Below are 25751 nucleotides of genomic sequence, written 5' to 3'. Positions count from 1 at the left end.
GGTCGGCCTGATCCGTCGAGGGTGGTGCAGCGGCAGTTCTGGCGGCTGATCGCCACGGGTGTCACGACGGCTGAGGCATCGCTGGCGGTCGGGGTGTCGTGGCCGGTCGGTGCTCGGTGGTTCCGTCACGCTGGCGGCATGCCGCCGATCTCCCTGGCCGAGGCCACCGGCCGCTATCTGTTCTTCGAGGAGCGAGAGGAGATCGCGATCCTGCGGGCACAGGACAAGGGCGTGCGAGAGATCGCCCGAGCGATCGGGCGTGACCCAGGGACGATCTCGCGCGAGTTGCGCCGCAACGCCGCCACTCGCGGCGGGCGGCAGGAGTACCGGGCCACGGTCGCTCAGTGGAAAGTACAGCAGGCCGCGAAGCGACCGGGAACAGCCAAGCTCGCAGGCAACGACAGGCTGCGCGAATACGTGCAGGAACGGCTCGCCGGCAGTGTCCGTCGTCCCGACGGCACGATCGTCACCGGGCCCAGGACGCCCGTGTGGAAGGGGCTGAACAAGCCGCACCGGCAGGACAGAAGATGGGCGACGGCGTGGAGTCCGGAGCAGATCTCGCGCCGGCTTGAACTCGACTTCCCCGATGATGGGTCCATGCGGATCAGCCACGAAGCGATCTAACAGGCGCTGTTCATCGAAGGCCGCGGTGCGCTCAAGCGGGAGCTGGTCACGTGTCTGCGTACCGGCCGGGCACTGCGGACTCCCCGTGGGCGGTCGCAGAACAAGCCGCAAGGGCATGTCACCGCGGACGTCGTCCTCAGCGAATGCCCCGCCGAGGCTGGGGACCGCGCGGTCCCCGGACACTGGGAAGGTGATTTGATCATCGGGACGGGCCGCTCCGCGATCGGCACACTTGTCGAGCGCAGCAGCCGCTCCACGCTCCTGGTGCACCTGCCCCGGCTCGAAGGCTGGGGCGAGAACCCACCGGTGAAGAACGGCACCTCGCTCGGGGGTTACGGCGCGATCGCGATGAACGCGGCGCTCACCAAGTCGATGTCGAAGCTGCCCGAGCAATTACGCAAGACCCTCACCTGGGATCGGGGGAAAGAACTCTCCGGCCATGCCCAGCTCACTCTCGATACCGGGATGAAGGTGTTCTTCGCCGATCCGCACTCACCCTGGCAGCGACCGACGAACGAGAACACAAACGGACTGCTGCGTCAGTACTTCCCGAAGGGCACCGATCTCTCCCGGTGGTCGTCCCAGGACCTCCAAGCCGTCGCGCTGGCGATCAACAACCGGCCCCGGAAGTCCTCGGCTGGCGGACGCCGACCGAGGTGTTCGAGGAACAGCTACGCTCACTACAACAGCCTGGTGTTGCAACCACCGGTTGAACTCACCCGGCAACCTTCAGCAGAGCGCGGCCATCAAGCTCGGCGCTTTCGATCTTGAGCGGTATGTGGATCTGAGCGTCGGAGGCTTCGCCTCCGACGACTCTCATCGGCCGGCCCTGGTCGGCATCGCCCAACGCCGCGCCGCCGATCGCTACGACACTGCCTTCGGTCCTGCGAACACGGTGATCATCGGCGACTCGCTGGAGGACGTGCGAACCGGCGCCGAGGGCGGCGCCAGGGTGATCGCCATCGCCTCAGGCACCACCTCCGTGCCGCAGCTGGCCGTAGCCGGCGCCGACCGGGTACTCGACGACCTGCAGGACCTCGGCGCACTCCTGGAGGCCGTCATGGAACTGACCGGCGGCGGCCGTCTCGACGGCCCCAGTTTCCTTGCCTGAGCCCGTCGGCCCGGCAACGAGGTTGCTGCGGGAACCGGCTACGCATTGAGCGTCGCCGACTGGCAAGGCCGCGGGAGCACGGACAGGACAGGGCCGAGTGTGCTGAAGCTCTGACCGGCTTCACCGAACGGCTGTGGTTGAAGTCGGTGGCCCGGAAGGATCTCACCGACGGGGCAACATGGCGGGCCGACGGTACGACCCAGTTGCCGGGGCCGCGAGGGTCTGTTTGGAGTTGTGATTAATTGCCTGGTTCGCCTGCCGCGGGCCGGGCGGGGCTGGTAGAACACTGCTGTGACGCGACGCGATGCGAACTGAGTGACAGCGAGTGGGGGCTGGTTGAGCCGTTCCTGCCGATCGGCCGGTATGGCCCCTATCCGCAGCATCTGCGCGAACAGTTCGAGGGCGTCATTTGGAAGTTCCGCAGTGGCGGCAGGTGGCGGGAGATGCCGGCGCGGTTCGGGGCCTGGCAGACGGTCTACGACCGCTTCGCCCAGTGGCGCGACGGCGGCGTGTTCGCCGCGCTGATGGAGGCGATGTTCGCCGAGGCCGCCCGGCGTGGACAGGCGGACATGTCGCTGGTCAGTGTGGACTCCACGGTGGCCCGCACGCACCACGACGCGGCCGGGATGGTGGTGGGCCCCGAGGTGCTGGCGGCCCTGGAGGAGGCAGCAGCGGAGGAATAGGGGCAGCAGAAACCGGGCAAACCGCCCCGGTGACCGTCGAGGCGGTGTTGCTTGAGGCGGATCGCGCCGAGCGTCGACGGCTGCGTCGGCGCCGCCGGGCCCGGCTCAGGGCCGCGGAGCTCGCGCGTTCTCGCGGCGATCTCACCTGCAAGGTCCACCTCGCGCGGACTGGCGCTGCCGCCCACTGGCCTTCGTGCTCACGCCGGGGCAGGCCGCCGACAGCCCGCGGTTCGTCGCGGTGCTGGAGAAGGTCAAGGTGCGAGGGCCGCTCGGCCGTCCGCGTACCCGGCCCGACGCGGTCGCCGCCGATAAGGCCTACTCCTCGCGGGCCAACCGCGCCTACCTGCGCAGACGCGGGATCAAGGCGGTGATACCGGAGAAGGCCGACCAGGCCGCCAACCGCAAGAAGCGCGGCAGCGCTGGCGGCCGACCCGTCTCCCACGATGCCGAGCAGTACAAGGAGCGCAACACGGTGGAGCGCTGCATCAACAAGATCCGGGCCTGGCCACCCGATGCGACAAAACACCCGAGAGCTACATGGCGGGGCTCCAACTACGCGGATCCATCATCTGGATGCGCAGCCTCGACCCCGCCACATGATCACGACTCCAAATAGGCCCTAGGTAGCCGTTGTCCTGCATCTGGATGATCAGCCGGACGAACGCGAGGCGTCCTGAGCTCGGATCCGCAGCGGCAGGTGGAGCCGCCCCCTCCCGACGCCGAGGCCTTCAGTCCGAGTGATCCCGAGACCAAGACTTGCCGCCTCGTCGGGCGTCGCGGCAGAGCGTGCGGGAGGGCGCGCGAGGCACGTCAGAACCAGTCGGGCATGACACGCTCCAGGAGACACACCGCCTGGAAGGTCCCCCGCGCGAACCGGACGTCCCGCACCAGGAACAGGACCCGCACAACCGGATCCCGGCCGTACTGATGACCGCTGCGTTCATCGCCGTCACCGGCGTGCTCCTTTAGGCAATCGCATCCGATGCCGAGCCAGCCGGCAGCGCCGTTCGCTGCACCCTCCGCAACATCCACAGGCTCGGCCCGCTGAACGGTTCCTGTCTGCGTATCCGCTGACCACGTGGGGAACTACGGAAGGCGCGCGGGCCCGGCACGGAGCAGCCCACGCACCAGACCGGACCGGACCAGCTAGGGCTCGTCCTGCGCCAGGGTCCGGGCACGCCGGCGCGGCCGGACCGGGCCGTCGCGGCGGGCCGCACCCCCTGACCGGCGCCGCCTGGCATACCACCGCACCCGCAGGCGAGGGCCGTACGGCACGCCCACTGATCTGCGGCAGCCTGGAACACGACGGAGAAGACCCGAGCGGACGGACCGGCGGACGGCAGCGCAACGGCACCGGTGGACGGACGGCGTGACTACGACCGGACCGGGGGGAGCGCGGAGGCACGACGGCCAGGACGGGCAGGCGCCCCCGCAGGGAGCGCCCGCTCGGTCGCCCGTGCCGGATCATCAGGGTGGGAGCCGGTGCGGTGGGCCGACCGGGCGGCGCCCGCTGCCTCAGGAGGCCTTCGATCAGGCGGGCAGGATGATGTCGAGGGTGCGGGGGCCGTGTACGCCTTCCACTCGTTCGAGTTCGATGTCGCTGGTGGCGGAGGGCCCGGATATCCAAGTGAGCGGCCGGGTGGGGTCCAGACGGTGCATGGCCAGTGGCAACGAGGCGACGATCTGTTCGGGAGCCCGGACCACGCAGATGTGGTGATCGGGGACGAGGGTGAGCACGCGGCGCCCCTGCCCCGGGCCGCCGTCCAGGACGATGGTGCCGGTCTCGGCGATCGCCAGGGTGCAGCCGGTCAGGACTGCTTCGACGGCGTCCAGCCGGCATGTCGTCAGCAGGTCCTCAGGGTCGTCGACAAGCAGGTCGACGTCTGTGGCAGTGGTCCAGAACTCCGGTACGCCTGGGGGCAGGACGAGCGTGCGCACGTCGCGGTCGGCCAGCAGCCGGGCGATCAGGCCCGGGAGCTCGCGCGTCCCGGCACGGTGAACACGAGCGCGGTAGTCCTGGAGGTTGTCGGCCAGGAGAGCGAGAAGGGCAGCGGGGTCGTCCGGAACGTGGGCCTCGGCGTAACCGCGATCAACAGGTGCGGCCTCGCCCGCGCCGGCGAGGGCATCGCGGATGCTCTGGAGGATCCGTTCGCGTGATGTCGGGCTGGTTGCGGATGGTGTGGTCATCGTCGGTTCTTCTTCCACCAGTCGCGGAACGGTTCTTGGGGGAATTCGGGCAGGTCGCGCGAATCGGTCCAGGCCTTGACCGGGGGAACGGGCAGGGTACGGGGGTGGAGTTTGCGGGTCTTGGAGCCGGCGCGCTCGGCGAGGGCGAAGGCGGCCGGGTGGTCGAGGAGCCAGGTGGCGGCCTTGACGGCCGCGCGTTCTGCGCGGTGCTCCTCGGGGTGCTGCTCGACGACCTGTTCGCGCAGGTGGACCAGGACCTCCGGGATGTCGATCGCGACGGGGCAGACCTCGTAGCAAGCGCCGCACAGGGTGGAGGCGTAGGGCAGCGAAGCGTCGACGTCGCTGGCGGTGCCGCGCAGCAGGGGGTTGAGGATGGCGCCGATCGGGCCCGGGTAGACGCTGCCGTAGGCGTGGCCGCCGGCGCGCTCGTAGACGGGGCAGACGTTCAGGCAGGCGGAGCAGCGGATGCAGCGCAGGGCCTGGCGGCCGACCTCGTCCGCGAGTGTGGCGGTGCGGCCGTTGTCGAGCAGCACCAGGTGGAAGGCGCTGGGGCCGTCCCCGGCGGTGGTGCCGGTCCACATGGAGGTGTAGGGGTTCATCCGCTCCGCGGTGGAGGAACGCGGCAGGAGTTGGAGGAAGACTTCGAGGTCCTGGAAGGTGGGGATGATCTTCTCGATGCCGACGACGGAGATCAGGGTCTCCGGGAGGGTCAGGCACATGCGGCCGTTTCCCTCGGACTCGACGACGACGAGCGTTCCGGTGTCGGCGACGATGAAGTTCGCTCCGGAGACGGCGACCTTGGCGCGCAGGAACCTCTCGCGCAGGTGCAGGCGGGCGGCGTCGGCCAGGTCTGCGGGGCGGTCGGTCAGGCCTTCGGGGGCGGGCCGGCCCCAGCGGCCCATCTCACCGGTGAAGATGTCGCGGACCTCGGCCCGGTTGCGGTGAATCGCGGGGACCAGGATGTGCGAGGGGCGGTCGTCGCCGAGCTGGACGATCAGCTCGGCCAGGTCGGTCTCGTACGCGGTGATGCCGTGCTCAGCGAGGGCTTCGTTCAGGCCGATCTCCTGGGTGGCCATGGACTTGACCTTGACGACCTCCGTCTCACCGGTGGCCTTGACCAGGTCCGTGACGATCCGGTTCGCCTCGGCGGCGTCCGCCGCCCAGTGCACGGTGCCGCCGGCCGCGGTGACCTTTTCCTCCACCTGCGGTAGGTAGGCGTCCAGGTGGCGCAGCACCTGGTCCTTGATCTGCTTTCCGGCGTTGCGCAGCTGTGCCCAGTCGTCGAGTTCGGCGACGGCGCCGGCCCGTTTGTCCCGGATCGTGCGGGTGGCCCGGGTCATGTTGGCGCGCAGCCGGGTGTCCTGGGTGGATGCCCTGGCCGCGTCGGGGAAGGACGGCATGCCGAGGTGGGTGCTGCTCACAGGTGGGTCTCCTGTTCGGTGGCGGCCAGGATCTCGGCGATGTGCACGGCGTCCGTGGGGGCGTCGAGGCGGCGCAGCACCCCGGAGATGTGCATCAGGCAGGAGTTGTCGGCGCCGCACAGCACCTGGGCGCCGGTGGCGACGGCGTTGCGCGCTTTGTCCTGGCCCATGGCGGCGGAGACGTGGGGGTTCTTGACCGAGAAGGTGCCGCCGAAGCCGCAGCACTCCTCGGCGCCGGGCAGTTCCACCAGTTCGAGGCCTTTGACCGCGCGCAGGAGGCGGGTGGGGCGGCTGCCCAGGCCGAGCATCCGCATGCCGTGGCAGGAGGGGTGGTAGGTGACCTTGTGGGGGTAGTGGGCGCCGACGTCCTCGACCTCCAAGACGTCTGTGAGGAACTCGGTCAACTCGTAGGTGCGGGAGGCGAGGGAGGCGGCGGCGTCGGCCAGTTCGCTCCCGCGCCCATCCGCCTCGGCGTGGGAACCCACGCGCGGGTAGCCGTCGCGGATCATCGCGGTGCAGGATCCGGAGGGGCTGACGATGTAGTCGTAGCCTTCGAAGGCGGCGGCGGTGCGGCGCAGCAGGGGTTCGGTTTCGCGGCGGTAGCCGGTGTTGTACTGCGGCTGCCCGCAACACGTCTGCGCTGCGGGGAAGTCCACCTCGACGCCGAGGCGCTCCAGCAGTGTGACCACGGCCCGGCCGGTTCGGGGGTAGAGCGCGTCGTTGACGCAGGTCAGGAAGAGGGCGACGCGCATCGCTTGCTCCTTGGGGTTCGGGCCGCAGTCAGGCCAGGCCGATGCGGGCGGCGGCGGCGTGCCAGGGGGTGGGAGTGCCTCGGGGCAGGTAGTGGCGCAGGTGCTGGGTGTCGGCGACGAGCTTGCGCATCTGCGCCAGGTCGCGGACGCTGCCCGCGGTGCGGGCCTGGACGAGGATGTTGCCGAGGGCGGTGGCCTCGGCGGGGCCTGCGACGACCGGCAGTCCGAGGGCGTCGGCGGTGAGCTGGCAAAGGAGGGCATTGCGGCTGCCGCCGCCGACGAGGTGCACGACGGCGATGTCGCGGCCGGCCAGGGCGGCTGCGGCTCGCAGCGTTCTAGCGTGGGCGAGGGCGAGGGCTTCGAGGATGGTGCGCACCAGGGAGGCGGGGTCGGCCGGCGGTTTCTGGCTGGTGCGCCCGCAGTACTCGGCGATCCGGGCGGGCATGTCGCCGGGGGCCAGGAACTCGGGGGCGTCCGGGTCGATCACCGCGGCGAATGGCTCCGCGGTGGCGGCCCGGGCGAGCAGCGGCTCCAGCTCCCAGGGGCGGCCCTGGGCCTGCCAGGTTCGCTGGGTCTCGCTTAGCAGCCACAGGCCCATGATGTTGCGCAGGTAGCGGACGGTGTCGTCGATGCCGAGTTCGTTGGTGAAGTTGGCGGCCCGTGAGGCTTCGGTGAGCACGGGGGCGTCGAGTTCCAGTCCGGCCAGGGACCAGGTACCGCAGGAGATGTAGGCGAAGGCGGGGTCGGAGGCCGGGACGGCGACGACGGCGGAGGCGGTGTCGTGCGAGGCGACGGCGGTGACCGGTGTGTCGCGGGGCAGCCCGGTGTGCTCCGAGACGTACGGGAGGAGGGTGCCGATGGTGTCGCCGGGCCGGCGCAGCGGCGCCATGAGGTCGGCGGGTACGCCGGCGGCCTTCAGCAGGGTGGGTGACCACTGGCGGGTCCGTGCGTCATAGAGCCCGGTGGTGGAGGCGTTGGTCTCCTCCGCGCCGAGCTGGCCGGTCAGCCAGTAGGCGACGAGGTCGGGGATGAGCAGCAGCCGGTGTGCGGCCCGTAGTTGTGGGGTGTCCTGGGCGGCGGCCAGTTGGTAGACGGTGTTGAAGTCGAGGTGCTGCAGGCCGGTCGTCCGGTAGAGCTCGGCCGGGCCGACGTGGCGGTGGATCCGCCGGGCCGCGTCGTGGGTGCGCTCGTCGCGGTAGTGGTGGGGATTGCCGAGGAGGGCGCCGGTGGAGTCGAGCAGGGCGTAGTCCACCGCCCAGGTGTCCACGCCGACGGAGACCACCGGGGGGCCGCTCCGGGCGGCCGCGCGCAGGCCGTCCAGAATGCCCTGGTGGAGGGCGAGGATGTCCCAGTGCAGGCCGGAGGGGAGCCGGACGGGGCGGTTGGCGAAGCGGTGGACCTCGGTCAGGTCGAGGTGGTTCTCCCCCACCCGGCCGAGGACCACCCGGCCGCTGGTGGCGCCGAGGTCGACGGCCGCGAAGACGGCGGGGTGGGCGGGGGAAGCGGTCGTGGAGGTCACACGGGCACCTGGTATCCAGCGGTTCGACGGTCGGGGCGCACGCGGTGGGCGTGCAGGGTGGGGTGGGCTCCGGGGGCCGCGCCGACGGTGGCAGTCGTCGGCGCGCCCGGGGGAGGGTCGCGCGCCGACGGTGGCGGCCGTGGGCGAGGCCCCCGGAGCGATCAGGGGGTCAGCGCAGGAACGCTGCCGCGACGCCGGCGTCGACGGGGATGTGGAGGCCGGTGGTGTGGGTGAGGTCGCCGCCGGTCAGAGCGAAGACGGCGGCGGCGACGTGTTCGGGCAGGACCTCGCGCTTGAGCAGGGTGCGCTGGGCGTAGAACTCGCCGAGCTTGTCCTCCTCGACGCCGTAGACGGCCGCGCGTCGGCTGCCCCAGCCGCCGGCGAAGATGCCGGAGCCGCGCACCACGCCGTCGGGGTTGATGCCGTTGACGCGGATGCCGTGCTCGCCGAGCTCGGCGGCCAGCAGGCGGACCTGGTGCGCCTGGTCGGCCTTGGTGGCGGAGTAGGCGATGTTGTTCGGGCCCGCGAACACCGCGTTCTTGGAGGCGATGTAGACGATGTCGCCGCCCATCTTCTGCTCGATCATGACGCGGGCGGCCTCCCGGGAGACGAGGAAGGAGCCGCGGGCCATGATGTCGTGCTGCACGTCCCAGTCCCGGGCGGTGGTCTCCAGCAGCGGCTTGGAGATGGAGATGCCGGCGTTGTTGACGACCAGGTCGACGCCGCCGAAGGCGAGGGCCGCAGCCTGGAAGGCCGCGGTGATCCGCTCCTCGGAGGTGACGTCGACGGTGACGGCGACGGCCTTGTCCGGGCCGCCGAGCTCCTCGGCGACGGCGGCGGCACTCTCGCCGTCGAGGTCGGCGACGACCACGCAGGCGCCTTCGGCCACCAAGCGGCGGGCGATCGCCCGGCCGATGCCCGAGCCCGCGCCGGTCACGAGTGCGACGCGGGCCGCCAGCGGCTTGGGCGCGGGCAGCTGTCGCAGTTTGGCTTCCTCCAGCGCCCAGTACTCGATCCGGAACTTCTCGGCTTCCTCGATCGGGGTGTAGGAGGAGACGGACTCGGCGCCGCGCATCACGTTGATCGCGTTGAGGTAGAACTCGCCGGCGACCCGCGCGGTCTGCTTGTCCTTGCCGAAGGAGAACATGCCCACGCCGGGTACCAGCACGACGGCCGGGTCCGCGCCGCGCATCGGCGGGGAGTCGGGGGTGGCGTGGCGCAGGTAGTAGGCGGTGTACTCCTCGCGGTACTGCTCGTGCAGCTCGCGCAGTCTCGCGGCGGCCTGCTCCAGCGGTGCTTCCGCGGGCAGGTCCAGGACCAGCGGCCGGACTTTGGTGCGCAGGAAGTGGTCGGGGCAGGAGGTGCCCAGTGCCGCCAGGCGGGGGTGCTCGGTGCGGGCGAGGAAGTCGAGGACCGGCGCGATGTCGGTGAAGTGGGCCACCTGCGGGCGGTCGGTGGAGGCGAGGCCGCGGACGAGCGGGGCGAGTGCGGCGGCGCGCTCGCGCCGGCCGGCCTCGGGCAGCGGCGCGTGGCCCGCGAGCAGTGGGCCGAAGGGCTCCGGCTTTCCGTGCTCGGCGAGGAACCGCTCGGCGGTGCGGATGATGTACAGCGAGTTCGCCTCGGCCTCGTCGCTGGTGTCGCCCCACGCGGTGATGCCGTGGCCGCCCAGGACGCAGCCGACCGCCTGCGGGTTGGCGGCCTTGACGGCGGCGATGTCCAGGCCCAGTTGGAAGCCGGGGCGGCGCCAGGGCACCCATACCACCAGGTCGCCGAAGCACTCGGCGGTCAGCTTCTCGCCGTCGGCGGCCGTGGCCAGCGCGATGCCGGAGTCGGGGTGCAGGTGGTCCACGTGGGCGGCGTCGACCAGGCCGTGCATCGCGGTGTCGATCGACGGCGTCGCTCCCCCGCGCCCGTGCAGGCAGTAGTCGAACGCGGCGACCATCTCGTCCTCGCGTTCGACCCCCGGGTAGGTGGCGGCCAGCGCGTGCAGGCGGTCCAGGCGAAGCGCCGCCAGCCCGGACCCGGTCAGGGTGCCGAGGTCGCCGCCGGAGCCCTTGACCCACACCAGTTCCACCGGCTGTCCCGTGGCCGGGTCGGCGACGGTCGCCTTGGCGGAGGTGTTGCCGCCGGCGTAGTTGGTGTTACGGGGGTCGGCGCCGAGCCGGTTGGAACGCGCCAGCAGCGCGGCGGCCTCGGGGTGGAGCGTTGCAGTCATGGCAGTCCTTCGTGAAGCGGTCACAGCGGAGGCGGGAGAGCGGGGAGGCGGCTATGCGCCCCAGCCGGCCTGGGTACCGCCGACCCGCTCGGCGGCGGTCCGCTCGGCCCAGCCGGTGGCGCGGTAGGCGGCGACGGGGTCCGGGTCGAGGCCTTGCTCCGCGCGGACCTCGGCCAGCAGCGGGCGGACGTCGGTGTTGTAGGCGTCCATCAGCACGGCGTTCGCACCCAGCACGTCGCCGGCCTGCTGGGCGGCGCGCAGCGCGTCCAGGTCCACCACCAGCGCCTTGGCCGTCGCCTCCTGGACGTTCATCACCGAGCGGATGACCGCGGGGATCTTCGCCTCGATGTTGTGGCACTGGTCGAGCATGAACGCGACGCCGGCCGCCTCGTCGAAGCCGCCGTTCTTGACGACCTCGTGCAGGATCCGGAACAGCTGGAACGGGTCGGCCGAGCCGACCATCAGGTCGTCGTCCGCGTAGAAGCGGGAGTTGAAGTCGAAGCCGCCCAGCCTCCCCTCGGCCAGCAGGAGGGCCACGATGAACTCGATGTTGGTACCGGGCGCGTGGTGCCCGGTGTCGACGACGACCTGGGCCTTGTGACCGAGCTTCAGGCAGTGTGCGTAGGCGGTGCCCCAGTCGGGTACGTCCATGGTGTAGAAGGCGGGTTCGAACAGCTTGTACTCCAGCAGGATGCGCTGCTCTTCGCCCAGCCGTGCGTACACCTCGGTGAGGGCCTCGGACAGGCGGCCCTGGCGGGTCACCACGTCGTCCTGGCCGGGGTAGTTGGTGCCGTCGGAGAACCACAGCTTCAGGTCGCGTGAACCGGTCGCGTCCATGACGTCGACGCACTCCAGCAGGTGGTCGACCGCCTTGCGGCGTACCGCCGAGTCCGCGTTCGTCACCGAGCCCAGCTTGTACTCGTCGTCCTGGAACACGTTGGCGTTGATCGCCCCGATCCGTACCCCGAGGCCGTCCGCGTACTGCGCCAGCCTGCCGTAGTCGTCGACCCGGTCCCAGGGGATGTGCAGCGACACCTGGGGGGCCACCCCGGTGGCGGCATGTACCTGCGCCGCGTCCGCCAGCTTCTCGTAGGGGTCTCGTGGCACGCCCGGCTGGGTGAACACCTTGAACCTGGTCCCGGAATTTCCGTAGCCCCACGACGGGGTCTCGATCCGCTGGACCTTGAGCGCCGCCTTGACCGCCGCCAAGTCAGACATTGACACCTCCTGTGACGGCGCCCATTCGGCGGTGCGCCGATGAACGCCATGAATCGTTTCAGGATTCGGAAGCTACTCGCCTCCAGAAGGTCCGTCAAGAGGTCGGGCCCGGACGCGACGGGGCCGAGGATCGCGCACGAGTCCGGCGATGGCTCATGACTAACGGGGCGGGCCGCCGACGGACGGGGCCGAGGAACGAGGGCAAGCCGCCCGGCGGAAAACCTTTGCGACCAGGCCAGATGTCCGGTCGACCCACAAGGGATCGCCCCGCCGCCGGAGTAGCCACGCGATTCACCCGCGCCGGACCGCAGCGCCCACGCGGCGGGGGCGGGCACTCCGGAAGGCGCCCCGAAGGCACCCTGTCGGACGGGGCCGAGGCAGCCGCCGCCATGTCGACGATCGCCCCTGCGCCCGAGCCCGCCGCGCGAACGGGCGGCCGTCGGGCGCCGCCGCCCATGCCGAGACCGCCATAAAGCACCTGAAACGAGTGACGTTATTGAATCGTGTCAATCAATCCCAGTCCCACGATGGGGACATCTTCCCGCAGGTCGGAGCACCTGGAACAGTCGACCCGAGATGCTCACAAGCATGGCGAGCGAGGGTCGACCCGGAAGCATCTCTTGACGCCCTTGCAGGGCGCAGCTAACTTCACGGCAACTTCCTTGAAACATTTCATCCCCCGGGCCGTCAGGTTCGGAGAGCCAGGAGAATCCCCATGATCCACCCCAACCCGGACCTGGTTCCGGTACTCGCGCTCGAGGGGGTGAGCAAGTCCTTCGGCATGGTGCGCGCCCTGCGCGGTGTCTCCCTGCACCTCTACGCAGGAGAGGCGCACGCCCTCGCCGGCGAGAACGGCGCGGGCAAGTCGACGCTGATCAAGACCCTGGCCGGAGTGCACCGACCGGACGAAGGCAGCGTGCTGTTGGACGGCGAGCCAGTCGTCTTTAACGGCCCGGCCGACGCCAGGGACGCGGGCGTGGCCGTCATCTACCAGGAACCGACCCTCTTCCCCGACCTGTCGGTGGCCGAGAACATCTTCATGGGCCGCCAGCCCCGCCGCTCGCTCGGCCGGGTGGACCACCGGGCCGTCCGCGACGCGACCGCCGGGCTGTTCAAGCGGCTGGGCGTCGACCTGGACCCCGACCAGCCCGCCCGCGGCCTGTCCATCGCCGACCAGCAACTCGTCGAGATAGCCAAGGCGCTGTCCTTCGACGCCCGCGTCCTGATCATGGACGAGCCCACCGCCGCCCTCACCGGCAGCGAGGTGGCCCGCCTCTTCGGCGTCGTGCGGAAACTGCGCGAGCAGGGCGCCGCCGTGCTGTTCATCTCCCACCGGCTGGAGGAGGTCTTCGCCCTCTGCCAGCGGGTCACCACCCTGCGGGACGGAACCTGGATCGCCAGCGAGCCCGTCGAAGGACTCGACGAGAGCGACCTGATCCGCCGCATGGTCGGGCGCGACCTGGCCGACCTCTACCCCAAGGAGACCGCGGAGATCGGCGAGGTGATGCTCAGCGTGCGCCGGCTGACCCGGGAGGGCGTCTTCACCGACGTTTCCTTCGAGGTGCGTCGCGGCGAGATCGTCGGCCTGGCCGGACTGGTCGGCGCGGGGCGCAGCGAGGTGGCGCGGGCGGTGTTCGGCGTGGACCGCTGGGACGGCGGTGAGGTCGAGGTCTGCGGGCAGGCGCTCAAGCCCGGCGCGCCCAGCCTGGCCATGGCCGCCGGTGTCGCACTGGTCCCGGAGGACCGGCGCGCACAGGGCCTGGTGATGGACATGTCCATCGAACGCAACATCGGACTCACCGGCCTTCCGGAGACCTCGCGCGTCGGCCTGATGGACCGGGGCGGCGAACGCCGCCGCGCCGTCGACTGGGCGGCGAAGCTGCAGGTCAAGTACGCCAGGCTGGCCGATGTCGTAGGCACACTGTCCGGCGGCAACCAGCAGAAAGTCGTCCTGGCCAAGTGGCTGGCCACCTCCCCCGACGTCCTGATCGTCGACGAGCCGACGCGCGGCATCGACGTCGGCACGAAGGCCGAGGTCCACCGGCTCCTGTCACAGCTCGCGGCGAGCGGCGTTGCGGTGCTGATGATCTCCTCCGACCTGCCGGAGATCCTCGGCATGGCCGACCGGGTGCTGGTCATGCACGAAGGCCGGATCGCCGCCGACATACCCAGGGCCGAAGCGAGCGAGCAGTCCGTGATGGCCGCGGCCACCGGCGCCACAAGGAGGGCGGCATGACGACCCTGCAGTCCGTCGAGGTCGCGAGACCAGCACCCCGGACACTGCTCGACCGGGTGCTGAAGATGCGCGAACTCGCCATCCTCGCCGTCCTCGTGGTGATGCTGACCGCCACCCAGATCGAGAACAGCGCCTTCCTGTCCCAGCAGGGCGTCAAGGACCTGCTGCTGAACGCGACCATCCTGCTGCTGGTCGCCGTCGGCGAGGCGATGGTGGTGATCACCCGCAACGTCGACCTGTCAGTCGGCTCGGTCCTCGGCGTCTCCGCCTTCGCCGCGGGCACGTTCCTGCAGTCCGGCGGCAACCCCGTCCTCGCGGTCCTGCTCGCCGCCGCCCTGGGCGCAGCCTTCGGGGCACTGAACGGGATGCTGGTGAGCATCGGACAGGTGCCGGCGCTGGTCGTCACCCTGGGCACGCTCTACATCATCCGCGGGGCCGCCTCGATCTGGGTCGGCTCCCGGCAGATCACCGCGAGTGACCTGCCCTCCGGGTTCACCGCCTTCGGCCGGGATGGCCTGAGCGTGCTGCCCTACCTGGCGGTCCTGGCGGCTCTGGTCCTGGCCGCGGTCGCCTACTACCTGCGCAACTACCGCAGCGGCAGGCAGTTCTACGCCCTGGGTTCCAACCCCGAGGCCGCACGGCTGGCCGGTGTGCCCGTGCGCCGGCGCATTCTCGCGGCGTACGTCGTCTGCGGAGCGCTCGCGGGCCTGGCCGGGGCGCTGTACCTGGCCCGTTTCGGGAACGTCGACTCCGCCACCGGCAGCGGCTTCGAGCTCACCGTGGTCAGTGCGGTGGTCGTCGGCGGCGTCGCCTTCACCGGTGGCTCCGGCAGTGTCTACGGCGTCGCCCTGGGCGCGCTGCTACTCACGTCCATCAACAGCGTCCTGCCCTCGATCGGCGTCAGCTCGGTCTGGGTGCAGGCCATCGACGGAATCCTGCTGCTCCTCGCCATCGCCGTCGACCGGGTCGTGGCCCTGCGGGTCGCGGGCGCGCTGCGAAAGAGGGCAGCGGAGACAAGGAGTGCTCGCCATGGCTGACATCTCGACCGGCTCCCGCCTGCGCGGAGCCGTCCGCTGGGACACCGCCGTCGGGGCGATGCTGGTGGTCCTGCTGCTCTGCTCCTTCTCCTTCGTGGACAACTTCGACAACGCACTGAACCTGTCCTTCCTGATCGGGAACACCCTTCCGATCGCGATGATCGCGCTGCCCATGACGATGCTGGTGGTCTCCGGCGAGATCGACCTGTCGGTGGGGTCCACGGCGGGGCTCTCCGGCGCGGTGATGGGCGCGCTGTGGAACAGCGGGACGGCCATCGAGGTCATCATCCCGATCTGCGTCGGGCTGGGCGTCGTCTGCGGTCTGGTGAACGGCCTGCTGGTGACCAGGCTGGGCCTGCCCTCACTGGCTGTCACCATCGGGACGCTGGCGGCGTACCGTGGCATCGCGCAGATCGTCCTGGGTGCGAACTCGGTCACCGACTTCCCGCAGCAGTACCTGGACTTCGGTGCGGGCCGGATCGCGGGCACCTTCGTCCCCTACGCCGCGATCCCCTGGGCGGTGCTGCTGCTCGTCGCGGTCGTCGTCCTGCACGCCACGCCGATCGGCCGATCGCTGTTCGCGATCGGCGCCTCGCAGGAGGCCGCGAGGTTCGCCGGCATCCGGGTGCGGCGTCTGAAGCTGTCGATGTTCGTCGCCACCGGCGTCGTCGCCTCGCTGACCGGCGTGTTCTGGGCGCTGCACTACGCCAGCGCACGTTACGACAACGCCACCGGGCTCGAACTGTCCGTCGTCGCCGCCGTGCTGCTGGGCGGGATCGACTTCGACGGCGGCCGGGGCACGCTGGGCGGCGCCGTCGCCGGGGTCTTCCTGCTGGGCGCCCTGCAGAACGTGATGAGCCTGGTCAACGTCTCGGCGCAGTCACAGATCGTGGTCACCGGCGTGCTGCTGGTGATCTCCGTCCTCGGCCCGCGGGTCGCCCGGCAGGTCGTGGCCGCCCAGGCCCGGCGCCGCCCGACCCCCGCTCCCGCTCAAGCTGCCGCTCCGGCCCGGACGGCCTGAGCCTCTTCCCCCGTTTCCCCCACCTCCGCCATTCCCAGGCCTCGGCCTGCCCACCTGCTGTCCCCGCAGCAGAGAGGACGAACCCCTCATGTCCGTCAGCCTCACGTCCGTCGCCCGCGCCGGCCTCACCCTCGCCGTCACCTCCGTTCTCGCTCTCGGCCTCGGCGCCTGCGGCGGCACCACGAAGGGCTCCGGCGCCTCGTCGTCGGCCCCCGCGGTCAAGGGCTCGGCCGACCCGAACGCGCCCACCAAGAACGGCCTGACCATCGCTTTCCTGCCCAAGGCGGTCAACAACCCGTACTTCACCGTCGCGGACGGCGGGGGCAAGAAGGCGCTGGAGGCCCTCGGCGAGACCTACAAGGAGGTCGGCACCAGCAGCGGGACCGACACCGCCGGCCAGGTCTCCTACGTCAACAGCCTCACCCAGCAGAAGGTGCACGGGATCGCGGTGTCGGCCCAGGACCCGGGCGCGCTGTGCACGGCCCTCAAGCAGGCCATGGAGAACGGCATCAAGGTCGTGACCTACGACTCCGACACCAATGCCGCCTGCCGGCAGCTGTTCATCTCGCAGGCGAGCGCGGAGGCGCTGGGCCGCACCCAGGTGCAGCTGCTCGCCAAGCAGATCGGCGGCAAGGGCAAGATAGCCGTCCTGTCCGCGGCCCAGACCGCGACCAACCAGAACACCTGGATCGACTTCATGAAGGACGAGCTGAAGAAGCCGGACTACAAGGACATCCAGCTGGTCAAGGTCGCCTACGGCAACGACGACGCGCAGACCTCCTTCCAGCAGACCCAGGGGCTCATCCAGCAGTACCCGGACCTCGCCGGGATCATCTCCCCCACCACGGTGGGCATCAAGGCGGCGGCCCAGTACCTCTCCGGCTCCGAGTACAAGGGCAAGGTGAAGCTGACCGGTCTCGGCATCCCCAACGACATGCGCGCCTACGTCAAGGACGGCACCGTCCAGGGGTTCGAGCTGTGGGACCCGTCCAAGCTCGGTGCGCTGGCTGCCTACGCCGCCACGGCGCTGGCCTCGGGCCAGATCAGCGGTGCCGAGGGGCAGACGTTCAAGGCGGGCGACCTCGGCAGCTTCACGGTCGGCGCGAACGGCGTGGTTCTGCTCGGCGACCCCACCGTCTTCGACGCCGCCAACATCGACCAGTTCGACTTCTGACCGGCCCCGCGTCCCCACCGGTTGCCGCCGCCCTCGTGCAGGGGCGGCGGCAACCGGCATCCGGCGAGAAGGAGTTGACCGTGCAACGTGTGTGCTTTCTGCTGAAGGTGCGTCAGGACCGCCTCGACGAGTACCGGAGCCGCCACCGGGACGTCTGGCCCGACCTGCTCGCCGAGCTCTCCTCGGCCGGCTGGGGCAACTACTCGCTGTTCCTGCGCGAGGACGGGCTCCTGGTCGGCTACCTGGAGACCGAGGACTTCGAACGGGCCCGGGCCGCCATGGCCGGCACCGACGTGAACACCCGCTGGCAGGCGCAGATGGCCGAGTTCTTCGAGAGCACGGACGGCGCCACGCCCGACGCCGCGATGGCGCCGCTGCCCGAGGTGTTCCACCTAGCCTGAGGGCGCGGACGACGGGTGACCCCATACGATGGACAGTTGCCGGAGCCCCACGGCTCCGGCAACCCGCGAAGGAGGTAGGACAGGCTCGTGGCAGCCATGGCCGGAATCAAGGATGTGGCCCGGGAGGCCGGAGTCTCGGTGGGCACGGTGTCCAACGTGATCAACCGGCCTGACATGGTGTCCGAGGAGACCCGGGTGCGGGTCCAGCGGGTGATAGAGCGTCTCGGCTACGTCCGCAGCGAGTCCGCGCGCCAGTTGCGCGCCGGCCGGAGCAGGATCATGGCACTGCTGGTCCTCGACATGGGCAACCCCTTCTTCGTGGACGTCGCCCGCGGCGCCGAGCGGGCCGCACGCGCGGCGGGGCTCGGGGTGATGGTGTGTAACAGCGGGGAGAGCGCCGCCGAGGAGGCCGAGTACCTCGGCCTGTTCGCCGAACAGCGCGTTCGCGGGGTGCTGGTGACCCCCGCCGACGCCACCGGGCGCAACCTGGAGTCGTTCCGACGCCATCACATCCCGTTCGTCCTGGTGGACCGCGTCGCGGCCGGGAGCAGCGAGTGCTCGGTCTCCGTCGACGACGTCGCGGGCGGCGCCCTCGCGGTACGGCACCTTGCGGCAGCCGGCCACCGTTCCATCGCCTTCGTCAGCGGCCCCAGCCACCTCCAGCAGATCAAGGACCGCCGCGCCGGCGCACTGCTCGCGCTCGCCGAGGCCGGTCTCCCGCCCGAGGCACTGCAGGACCTGCCCACCGAGGCACTGAACGTCGCGGCCGGCCGAGATGCAGGCTCCAGGCTGCTCGGGCTCACCCGGCGCCCCACGGCGGTCTTCTGCGCCAACGACCTGCTGGCGCTGGGAGTCCTGCAGGCCGTCTACGCAGCCGGCGTGCGGGTGCCGCAGGACCTCGCCATCGTCGGCTACGACGACATCGAGTTCGCGGCCGCCGCGGCCGTCCCGCTCACCTCCGTCCGGCAGCCCGCCCTCACCATGGGCACGATGGCCGCGGAGATGCTCCTGGAGGAGACGGGCGACAGCGCCGACGCCCACCAGCACCGTCGTGTGGTCCTGCTGCCCGAACTGGTGGTGCGCAGCTCCACGCTCGGCTCTCGCTGACCGGGCGGCACACGTCCGCCGGCCGCCCCGGCCGGCCTCGTGCTCCGGCACGGCCGTGACGTGCGCGCCCGGAGCTCTCACAGTGGTGCCCGACGGGCAGGGACGAATCCCCGCCGGACGCGGGCGCGCCGAGCCTCGGGCCGTCCCAGGGCGAAGGTGCCCCTCACGATGCCCGCAGTGGGCGGCCGGCAGCCTTCAGGCGGGGGGCCTCATGCCGGCCTGAGGCGTGCCGCTTGCGTGGCGCGCCTTTGCGGCCTTCGGCCGCGCCCGGTGCGGCGACCCGGGCTCTCATTCGCGATTCAAAAAGGTTTCAATCCCCTCTTGCGTCCGATATGAACTTTTTCTTGCAGGTGTATTGACTGAGAGATTTACCGGACCTTAGGTTCTGCGTCACCGAGTTGAAACGTTCTATCGCTCGGACCCACCTGCACCAGCCGTGCGCACGACGCGTCCGGCTGAGTCTCTGGAGCCCTCATGCCGCAGCATTCACGCCGCTTCCGTCCGTCCCAGCTCGTCCTCCTCGCCGCAACCCTCACCGCCACCACCAGCATCACTGGCCTGGCGTCCGCCCACGCCGACTCACCCTCCTGGCGGCAGTACGTGCAGGCACCGTCGAGCAGGACGGTAAAGCCCGTCGCCGTCGTCGCCACCACCGGTGACGTGACCCGCCCGAACGGAGCACTCGGCAAGGGGACCGCCGTCCTCAACAGGCCGGCCCCCCTCCCCAGGCCAAGCTGGCCGACCGGCACCACGGCCACCGCCTCGTCACATCACGAGGGGAACAACGGCAACGACAACAAGCCGCGGACCTACGTCCCCGGCAACGCGATCGACGGCGACATCGGCACCTTCTGGAACGACGAGTCGGCAGCGGCCTACCCCGCCTGGCTCCAGATCACCAGCCCCGCACCGGTCTCCCTGCCCGGCATCACCGTGCGGTCGAACAGCGACGGAACGCCTCAGGACTTCACCGTCGAGACCTGGGACGGCAGCGCCTGGAAGGTCCAGGCCACGGTCACCGGCAACTCCGAGGTGCAGCGCGCAGTAGCTTTCCCCGCAACGGTCACGACGACCCAGGTCCGGATCAACGTCACTAAGGACCAGTCGACCCCGAAGGGCGAATACACCCGGATCAACGAGGTCTACCCGGGCCTGATCGCCGACGCACCGGCGCCCAGCATCACCCTGGACTTCGGCAAAGTCGTCGTCGGCTACCCCCGGATCAGCTTCGCCGGCGCCTCCGCGGGCAACCCCGGCGTCCGGCTCGCGTTCTCCGAAACGCAGGAGTTCCTCGGCGACCGCTCCGACTTCTCCCGGTCCGACTACGCCGGCGGCCCGGGCACCGACCAGTACGCCGTCCCCCAGCAGGGCGGCACCTGGACCGACACCGGGGGCTGCAAGAACGGCACCCAGGTGTGCGCCGACGGACTGCACGGCTTCCGCTACCTCAAGATCACCCTGGACGCCCTTCCCGGCGACGCCCCCGCCGCACAGCCCTACGGCAGCGTGAAGATCAACGGCGTTTCCCTCGACTTCACCGCCCTGCTCGGCACCCCGAACAGCTACACCGGCTGGTTCGAGTCCTCGGACACCAAGCTCAACCAGTACTGGTACAACGCCTCCTACACCAACGAGCTCGGTACCGACACCTTCCGCGCCGGCGACGTCGACATGCGCAACGCGTTCAGCCCCACCCTGGACGGCAAGCTCGTCCTCCACGACGGCGCCAAGCGCGACCGCGACCCCTACGTCGGCGACATAGCCGTCTCCGGCCGCACCACCTACCTCACGCACAACACCTCGATCGCCGCCCGCAACGTGCTCGCCGACCTCGCGGACCACCAGCGCAACGACGGCTGGATCCCGCCGGCCTCGATCGGCAACTACACGCTCCCGCTGTTCGACTACCCCATGTGGTGGGTCACCAGCAGCTGGGACTACCTCCTCTACACCGGTGACACCGGCTACGCCCAGACCTACTACCCGCACCTGCTCAAGGTCCTGGACAACTGGTACCCCAGCGTCACCGACACCAACGGCCTGCTCTCCAAGGGCCTCAACGGCACCAAGGACTACGGGGACTACGCCTTCCTCGGCCGCACCGGCGAGGTCACGTACTACAACACGCTCTACGTCCAGGCCCTGAAGAACGCCGCCGGCTATGCCCGGTCCCTCGGCCACACCGCCGACGCCGAGCGTTGGGAGCAGCGGGCGAAGAGCGTCTCCGACGCGATCAACGCCCACCTGTGGGACGCCGGTGCGGGCGCGTACCTCGACTCCGCCACGGGCCCCGTGCGGCACGGCCAGGACGGCAACGGTCTCGCCGTCGTCGCGGGCGTGAGCGACCCCGTCCGGGCGGCCTCGGCACTGGACTACCTCGCCAAGAACACCGCCCGGCCCTACGGCAACGCGTTCATGGACAACGACACGCTCGTCCCGGACGGCTCGCAGCGCGTGTACGCCTTCACCTCGTACCCCGAGATCCAGGCCCGCTTCCTCAGCGGCCAGGCCGACTCCGCGATCGAGGAGATCAAGCGGCTCTACGGCTGGATGACCGAGCACGGCCCGGGCATCACCGACTGGGAGGGCATCGGCGCAGGCGGGTCCCTGTACCAGGGCGCCTTCACCTCCGCCGCCCACGGCTGGTCCACCGGAGTACTGCCGGCCCTCACCAACGGCCTGCTCGGCGCCACCCCCACCGGCCCCGGCTTCGCCACCTGGACCATCAAGCCCAACCCTGGTTCGGTCAGTTGGGCGAAGGGAGTGCTCCCCACCCCACACGGGCCCCTGCGGGTCGACTGGACCCGCGACAAGAACAAGAACGACTTCACCCTGACCTACACCGCGCCCAAGGACACCTCGGGAGACGTCTCGGTGCCGGTCACCGGCTCCGCAGCGGTCCGTCTCGACGGCAAGATCGTCTGGAACGGAACCGCCGCCGTCAACGGTTCCGGCGCCACCCTCGACAACGGCTATGTCACCCTCCACCGAGTGAAGGCCGGCACACACACCATCAAGGTCGCCGGCGGCGGCAACTGACAGACGCCGCAATGCCACGGGCATCGCGCGAGTTCGACTCGCGCGATGCCTGGTAGGGCTTGATCACCACCGGTGTACGGCGCCAGCCCGCAACACCTGCGCGCGGCGGCGCGTCCGCTGATCGAGGTCCTCTTGGAGAACATAGGCTGCCATGAGGTCGAGGTCGAGGCCCGTGGACCCCACTGACGTGTGGAGTGACACATGACGGATTGCGGTCCCGCCCCGAACACGCCTGTCACTGCACTGTTGCCGCTCCTGCCCGATAACGCGGCCGCTCTGGCGCCGACCGGCCAATACGCCGACGGGCCTCATAAGATCACCGGGCGGCTTGGCCCGCGGCGCGAGTTCACCAAGCACGACCCCGACAGCGAGGCCTACGTGACGGGGATGGTGCTGGCCCAGCTGATCGAGACCTACGACAGCGCTCCGTACATCCCCGGGGCCGCGCTGCGCAAGTGGGCATCCCAGCAAGGTCGTAGCCGCGGTGGACAGGCCTCCGGCCGAGGCAGTGCGGCGGCTGAGGGAACTACAGGACCCGGCAGTCCCCGCCGAAGACACTTGGTTGCACGAAGCGCTGACCGTCGTGACCCGAAGCGCCCGGCTCGGCAAGCCCGACACACGCGACCGGGCCTCCAATGAGCGACTGAGCAGCTGGCGCGAGCGCCCCGTCACGCCAGGTCAGGTGATGGTGTAGGGCCGGGGGTGGCCTTTCCTCACGTATTCCGCGGTGTCCTTGTCGAGCATCTGCAGGGCGTCGGTGCGGCTGACGGCTTCCAGGAGCATGGTGGTGCTGCAGATCGCCACGGCGTGGATCTGATCCTCGCGGCGGCCGAGGTCCTCCACCGCCGCGTGGAGACCGATCTCTCCGGAGGCGACCTGGCGCACTGCCGTGGTGACCGCGAACTCCGACTCGGGGGGCGCCAGGGCCGCCACAGCCTCGAATCCCCGTACCGACAGTGACGGCTCTCCCAGCCCGTCGAAGAGTTCGTCGTGGCTGATGATCAGCCAGGCCAGGATGCTGTCCAGCGCGTCGGTGTCCACTTCGGCGAGGATCTTTTCCACCATTGCGCGGTCCTCGGCGAGATACGCCCGTGTCAGATCGGCGGCCCGCCACATCGCATCGACCGTCGCCCGGTCCTCGGCATCCGTCATGATCCCGGTTGTACCCGGCCGGCGGCGGCAGTCGCGGACATTTCGTCCGATTCACCCCAACGAGACCGACCCGCCCCGGGCGCCGGGGCTCACACTGCTCTCAAAATACACCACGCGCGAGCGCCGAGGCGGCCCCCGGGTGATCCCGGGGGCCGCCTTTGTCGTGTCGGGCCCCCGCTCAGCGCCCCGACGGGGCGGTCTCCAGCGGCACCTCGGTGCCCCCGGCGGTGTCCAGCACGGTGCGGCCCGCCAGCGGCTTCGCGAGATCGACTGTTGCCGACTGCTTCTCGGCCACCGCCGCGCAGACCTGGCCGGGCGGGATCGGCGTCGTGACCACGATCCGGACGCCGACCTGGCCGGCCCGGGACTCGTCCGCCTTCAGGCCGTACTTCTCGCAGATGCCGGCGCTGAACCAGACGGTCAGCCGGTTGCCGTCGGCCCGGTAGCTGATGGTCTGCGGGCCACCGGGCACCGGCGCGGGCTCACCGGGGGCGATCCCCGGTCCCTTCGGCGCCGGGCTGGTGGCCGGCTTGGAGCCCGCGGCCGGTGGCGCGCTCGCGGCCGGCGACTGCGGGGGCGTCGTGGCCGGTGCGGCCGGCTGGCTTGTCGACGGCAGTGCGGCCGGGGGCGCCATTTTCGCTGGTGCTCCGCCAACCGCGCTCGTGCCGCCCGAAGCGCAGCCCGCCACTGCGGCGAGCGTCAGCAGCATCCCGGCCAGCACGGCCAGCCGCCGCCCGCGCCAGCGGCCCATCGGCCGGTTCTTCGTCTCCACAACCATTACTGACTTCCTCCTGAAAGCTGGACGGCGCCGCATCCTCGGCGGCACCGCGCCGGTTCGACGGGCCCCGGGCAAAACCGGTTCCATCCGAGCCGGCCAGCCACGAGGCTGCTCCGGCGGTACGGCGAGCTGCCAGGCCGGGGAGGCGGGTCATAGCCGTCCGGAGTGCGATCTCGATCTCGGTCTGTGCCGGTGGTGCGCCGAAGCAGCGGTGGATTCCGTGTCCGAAAGCGAGGTGGCCGGTGGCGTCGCGGTCGAGGTGCGAAGAACGCCGATGCGTTCGCCTTCATCACGTACCTTTCCCTGATCGACCACGGGGACGGGCGCCGGTCCACGCCGTCTTCAGTCGGCCCGTGACGCGAGCGGACTCGGAAGCGAACGACGCCGGGCGGGCCCACCGTTGCTCACGGCTGCGCCGATGCCGTTGCCCGGCTTCCCGTCACATGCGGTGCAGCAAACCGGACTCGCGTCCCCGGCCCGCATCGAGAGTGATCGGGTCGAGTATCGAAACTTTCGAGAGAGGTGACCTTTCCGGATCACTGTTCCTTCGAGTCCTCACTGCCCCACGCCTTTCTCGAAGTTGCCCGATTAGGTAGGCAGGTCTCTGTGAATGGACTGTGAGCTGCGGTGATCCTTCATCAGGAGAGCCTTGGTCTCCCGCGAAGTTTTCGCAAATTTGTCGAAAGTGTTGACAGTCCGACAGGTGCGGGCCAGCATCGTCGCCATCGGCAGGCCCCACCACGGCCGATCCAAGTCGGCCATCGCGACTTGGGCCCCAGGTGTTCTCCGGCCGCCGACCCTTTGGCGTCCGGCCACCCCGCCGCGTTGCACGACACCCGCACGCGCCGGCCGCAACTCGGCCGCGGCGCTGTGCCGTGTCACGCCACGACGCACCCCTTCTGTCCGCCCCCACTGAAGAGGAAGCACGCACGTGAAGCTCATCCGCCCCACCCGAGGCAGTCGCCGCCTCTCACGGTTCGTCAGTAAGGCGAGCGTCCTTGCCGTGGCCCTGGCGGCCGTGCTCGTCATCCCCACCGTCGCGAACGCCGACACGACCATCTCGTCGAACGGCACCGGCACCAACAACGGGTACTTCTACTCGTTCTGGAGCCAGAACAGTGGTCAGGCCTCCATGACCCTGGGCACCGGCGGCCAGTACAGCACCACGTGGAGCAACGTCACCAACTTCGTCGCCGGCAAGGGCTGGAACCCGGGCACGACCGACGCCGTGACCTACTCGGGCTCGTTCAACTGCAACGGCAACTGCTACCTGTCGCTGTACGGTTGGACCACCAACCCGCTCATCGAGTACTACATCGTCGACAACTACGGCAACTACAACCCGAGTTCGGGTGCCACCAAGCTGGGCTCGGTCGCCAGCGACGGCGGTACGTACGACCTGTACTCGACGCAGCGCACCAACGCCCCGTCCATCGAGGGGGACAGCTCGAACTTCACGCAGTTCTGGGCGGTCCGCCAGTCGAAGCGCACCGGTGGCACCATCACCGTGTCGAACTTCTTCAACGCGTGGGCGAAGGCGGGCCTGAACCTCGGCACCCCGAACTACGAGATCCTGGCCACCGAGGGCTACGGCAGCAGCGGTAGCTCCAACATCACGGTCAGCCACGGGACCGGCGGTACCACCTCCAGCCCGTCGCCCACCCCGACCTCCAGCCCGTCGCCCACCGCGACCAGCAGCCCGTCGCCCACCGCCACCAGTACCGGCACCGGCAGTGGCTGCACCGCGACCTTCACCAACTCGTCCGACTGGGGCTCCGGCTTCACCGGCGCGGTGACCGTCAAGAACAACGGGGCCGCCGCCACCAAGAGTTGGAAGGTCACCCTGACCTACGCCGGCAACCAGACGGTCACCAACCTCTGGAGCGGCAGCTACACCCAGTCCGGCAAGGTCGTCACGGTGAACAGCGCCGCCTACAACGGCGCCATCGCGGCGGGTGGCACCACCAACTTCGGCTTCAATGCCAACTACAGCGGTACCAACACCGCTCCGGCCCTCGCCTGCACCGCGAGCTGATCGGACGCCAACGGGCGCCGGGCTGCCCGCCCCCTCCAGGT

17 protein-coding genes and 2 pseudogenes are annotated in these 25751 nt (G+C 70.3%); 11 read left to right on the top strand and 8 right to left on the bottom strand.

The window, feature by feature from the left end:
* Positions 1 to 138: 138 nt before the first annotated feature.
* The 3 genes and pseudogenes from ACFUK0_RS08730 to ACFUK0_RS08720 all read left to right on the top strand — a co-directional run bounded on the left by ACFUK0_RS08730 (position 139) and on the right by ACFUK0_RS08720 (position 3018).
* Positions 139 to 1337 (top strand): annotated as a pseudogene (locus tag ACFUK0_RS08730) (IS30 family transposase).
* Entirely contained in the window at positions 1334 to 1735 is a 402-nt protein-coding gene (locus ACFUK0_RS08725) for an HAD hydrolase-like protein (protein ID WP_380247643.1), read from the top strand. The pseudogene ACFUK0_RS08730 and the gene ACFUK0_RS08725 overlap by 4 nt, the downstream one beginning before the upstream one ends.
* A 275-nt stretch (positions 1736 to 2010) precedes the next feature.
* Positions 2011 to 3018, top strand: a pseudogene (locus tag ACFUK0_RS08720) (transposase).
* 930 nt (positions 3019 to 3948) lie between these two features.
* Here the strand turns inward: ACFUK0_RS08720 and ACFUK0_RS08715 are convergent.
* The 6 genes from ACFUK0_RS08715 to rhaI all read right to left on the bottom strand — a co-directional run bounded on the left by ACFUK0_RS08715 (position 3949) and on the right by rhaI (position 11730).
* Entirely contained in the window at positions 3949 to 4605 is a 657-nt protein-coding gene (locus ACFUK0_RS08715) for a lactate utilization protein C (protein ID WP_380247642.1), read from the bottom strand.
* Positions 4602 to 6026 carry a LutB/LldF family L-lactate oxidation iron-sulfur protein gene (locus ACFUK0_RS08710; protein WP_380247640.1) on the bottom strand — a complete coding sequence of 475 codons (1425 nt, stop codon included), beginning with the start codon at positions 6024 to 6026 and terminating at the stop codon, positions 4602 to 4604. Before ACFUK0_RS08710 ends, ACFUK0_RS08715 begins: the two co-directional genes overlap by 4 nt.
* Positions 6023 to 6778 carry a (Fe-S)-binding protein gene (locus tag ACFUK0_RS08705; protein WP_380247638.1) on the bottom strand — a complete coding sequence of 252 codons (756 nt, stop codon included), beginning with the start codon at positions 6776 to 6778 and terminating at the stop codon, positions 6023 to 6025. Before ACFUK0_RS08705 ends, ACFUK0_RS08710 begins: the two co-directional genes overlap by 4 nt.
* 28 nt (positions 6779 to 6806) lie before the next feature.
* A complete protein-coding gene (locus ACFUK0_RS08700; protein WP_380247636.1) occupies positions 6807 to 8297 on the bottom strand; it encodes a rhamnulokinase family protein in 1491 nt (496 codons plus the stop codon).
* 169 nt (positions 8298 to 8466) lie between these two features.
* Positions 8467 to 10512, bottom strand: a complete 2046-nt coding sequence (locus ACFUK0_RS08695) for a bifunctional aldolase/short-chain dehydrogenase (protein ID WP_380247634.1) — start codon at positions 10510 to 10512, stop codon at positions 8467 to 8469.
* A 51-nt stretch (positions 10513 to 10563) separates the two neighbouring features.
* Positions 10564 to 11730 carry an L-rhamnose isomerase gene (gene rhaI, locus ACFUK0_RS08690; RefSeq protein WP_380247633.1) on the bottom strand — a complete coding sequence of 389 codons (1167 nt, stop codon included), beginning with the start codon at positions 11728 to 11730 and terminating at the stop codon, positions 10564 to 10566.
* 715 nt (positions 11731 to 12445) lie between these two features.
* On the opposite strand from rhaI, the gene ACFUK0_RS08685 reads away from it, so the two are divergent.
* The 7 genes from ACFUK0_RS08685 (at position 12446) to ACFUK0_RS08655 (ending at position 21745) form a co-directional block, all read left to right on the top strand.
* On the top strand, positions 12446 to 13966 hold the full coding sequence (locus tag ACFUK0_RS08685) for a sugar ABC transporter ATP-binding protein (RefSeq protein WP_380247631.1): 1521 nt from the start codon (positions 12446 to 12448) through the stop codon (positions 13964 to 13966).
* Complete coding sequence (locus ACFUK0_RS08680) at positions 13963 to 15003, top strand: ABC transporter permease (RefSeq protein ID WP_380247629.1); 1041 nt, start codon at positions 13963 to 13965, stop codon at positions 15001 to 15003. The genes ACFUK0_RS08685 and ACFUK0_RS08680 overlap by 4 nt, the downstream gene beginning before the upstream one ends.
* Positions 14996 to 16024: an ABC transporter permease gene (locus ACFUK0_RS08675; RefSeq protein WP_380247627.1), complete on the top strand. Its 1029-nt coding sequence runs from the start codon at positions 14996 to 14998 to the stop codon at positions 16022 to 16024. The genes ACFUK0_RS08680 and ACFUK0_RS08675 overlap by 8 nt, the downstream gene beginning before the upstream one ends.
* 88 nt (positions 16025 to 16112) lie before the next feature.
* A complete protein-coding gene (gene rhaS, locus ACFUK0_RS08670; RefSeq protein ID WP_380247625.1) occupies positions 16113 to 17198 on the top strand; it encodes a rhamnose ABC transporter substrate-binding protein in 1086 nt (361 codons plus the stop codon).
* A gap of 80 nt (positions 17199 to 17278) precedes the next feature.
* Positions 17279 to 17599: an L-rhamnose mutarotase gene (locus tag ACFUK0_RS08665; RefSeq protein WP_380247623.1), complete on the top strand. Its 321-nt coding sequence runs from the start codon at positions 17279 to 17281 to the stop codon at positions 17597 to 17599.
* A gap of 87 nt (positions 17600 to 17686) precedes the next feature.
* Entirely contained in the window at positions 17687 to 18706 is a 1020-nt protein-coding gene (locus ACFUK0_RS08660; protein WP_380247621.1) for a LacI family DNA-binding transcriptional regulator, read from the top strand.
* A 474-nt stretch (positions 18707 to 19180) separates the two neighbouring features.
* Positions 19181 to 21745: an alpha-L-rhamnosidase C-terminal domain-containing protein gene (locus ACFUK0_RS08655; protein ID WP_380247619.1), complete on the top strand. Its 2565-nt coding sequence runs from the start codon at positions 19181 to 19183 to the stop codon at positions 21743 to 21745.
* Between the two features lie 678 nt (positions 21746 to 22423).
* On the opposite strand, the gene ACFUK0_RS08650 is transcribed toward ACFUK0_RS08655, so the two are convergent.
* Positions 22424 to 22897 (bottom strand): hypothetical protein, encoded by a 474-nt coding sequence (locus ACFUK0_RS08650; RefSeq protein WP_380247617.1) that lies wholly within the window; start codon positions 22895 to 22897, stop codon positions 22424 to 22426.
* A gap of 178 nt (positions 22898 to 23075) precedes the next feature.
* Positions 23076 to 23675 (bottom strand): hypothetical protein, encoded by a 600-nt coding sequence (locus ACFUK0_RS08645; RefSeq protein WP_380247616.1) that lies wholly within the window; start codon positions 23673 to 23675, stop codon positions 23076 to 23078.
* A gap of 1003 nt (positions 23676 to 24678) precedes the next feature.
* Here ACFUK0_RS08645 and ACFUK0_RS08640 point away from each other — a divergent pair.
* On the top strand, positions 24679 to 25710 hold the full coding sequence (locus ACFUK0_RS08640) for a glycoside hydrolase family 11 protein (protein WP_380247614.1): 1032 nt from the start codon (positions 24679 to 24681) through the stop codon (positions 25708 to 25710).
* Positions 25711 to 25751 lie beyond the last annotated feature (41 nt).

Source organism: Kitasatospora sp. NPDC057223 (genome assembly GCF_042669755.1).
Lineage (GTDB): Bacteria > Actinomycetota > Actinomycetes > Streptomycetales > Streptomycetaceae > Kitasatospora.
The sequence above is the reverse complement of the archived record's forward strand: the minus strand, read 5'-3'. Positions and strand labels throughout refer to the sequence as shown.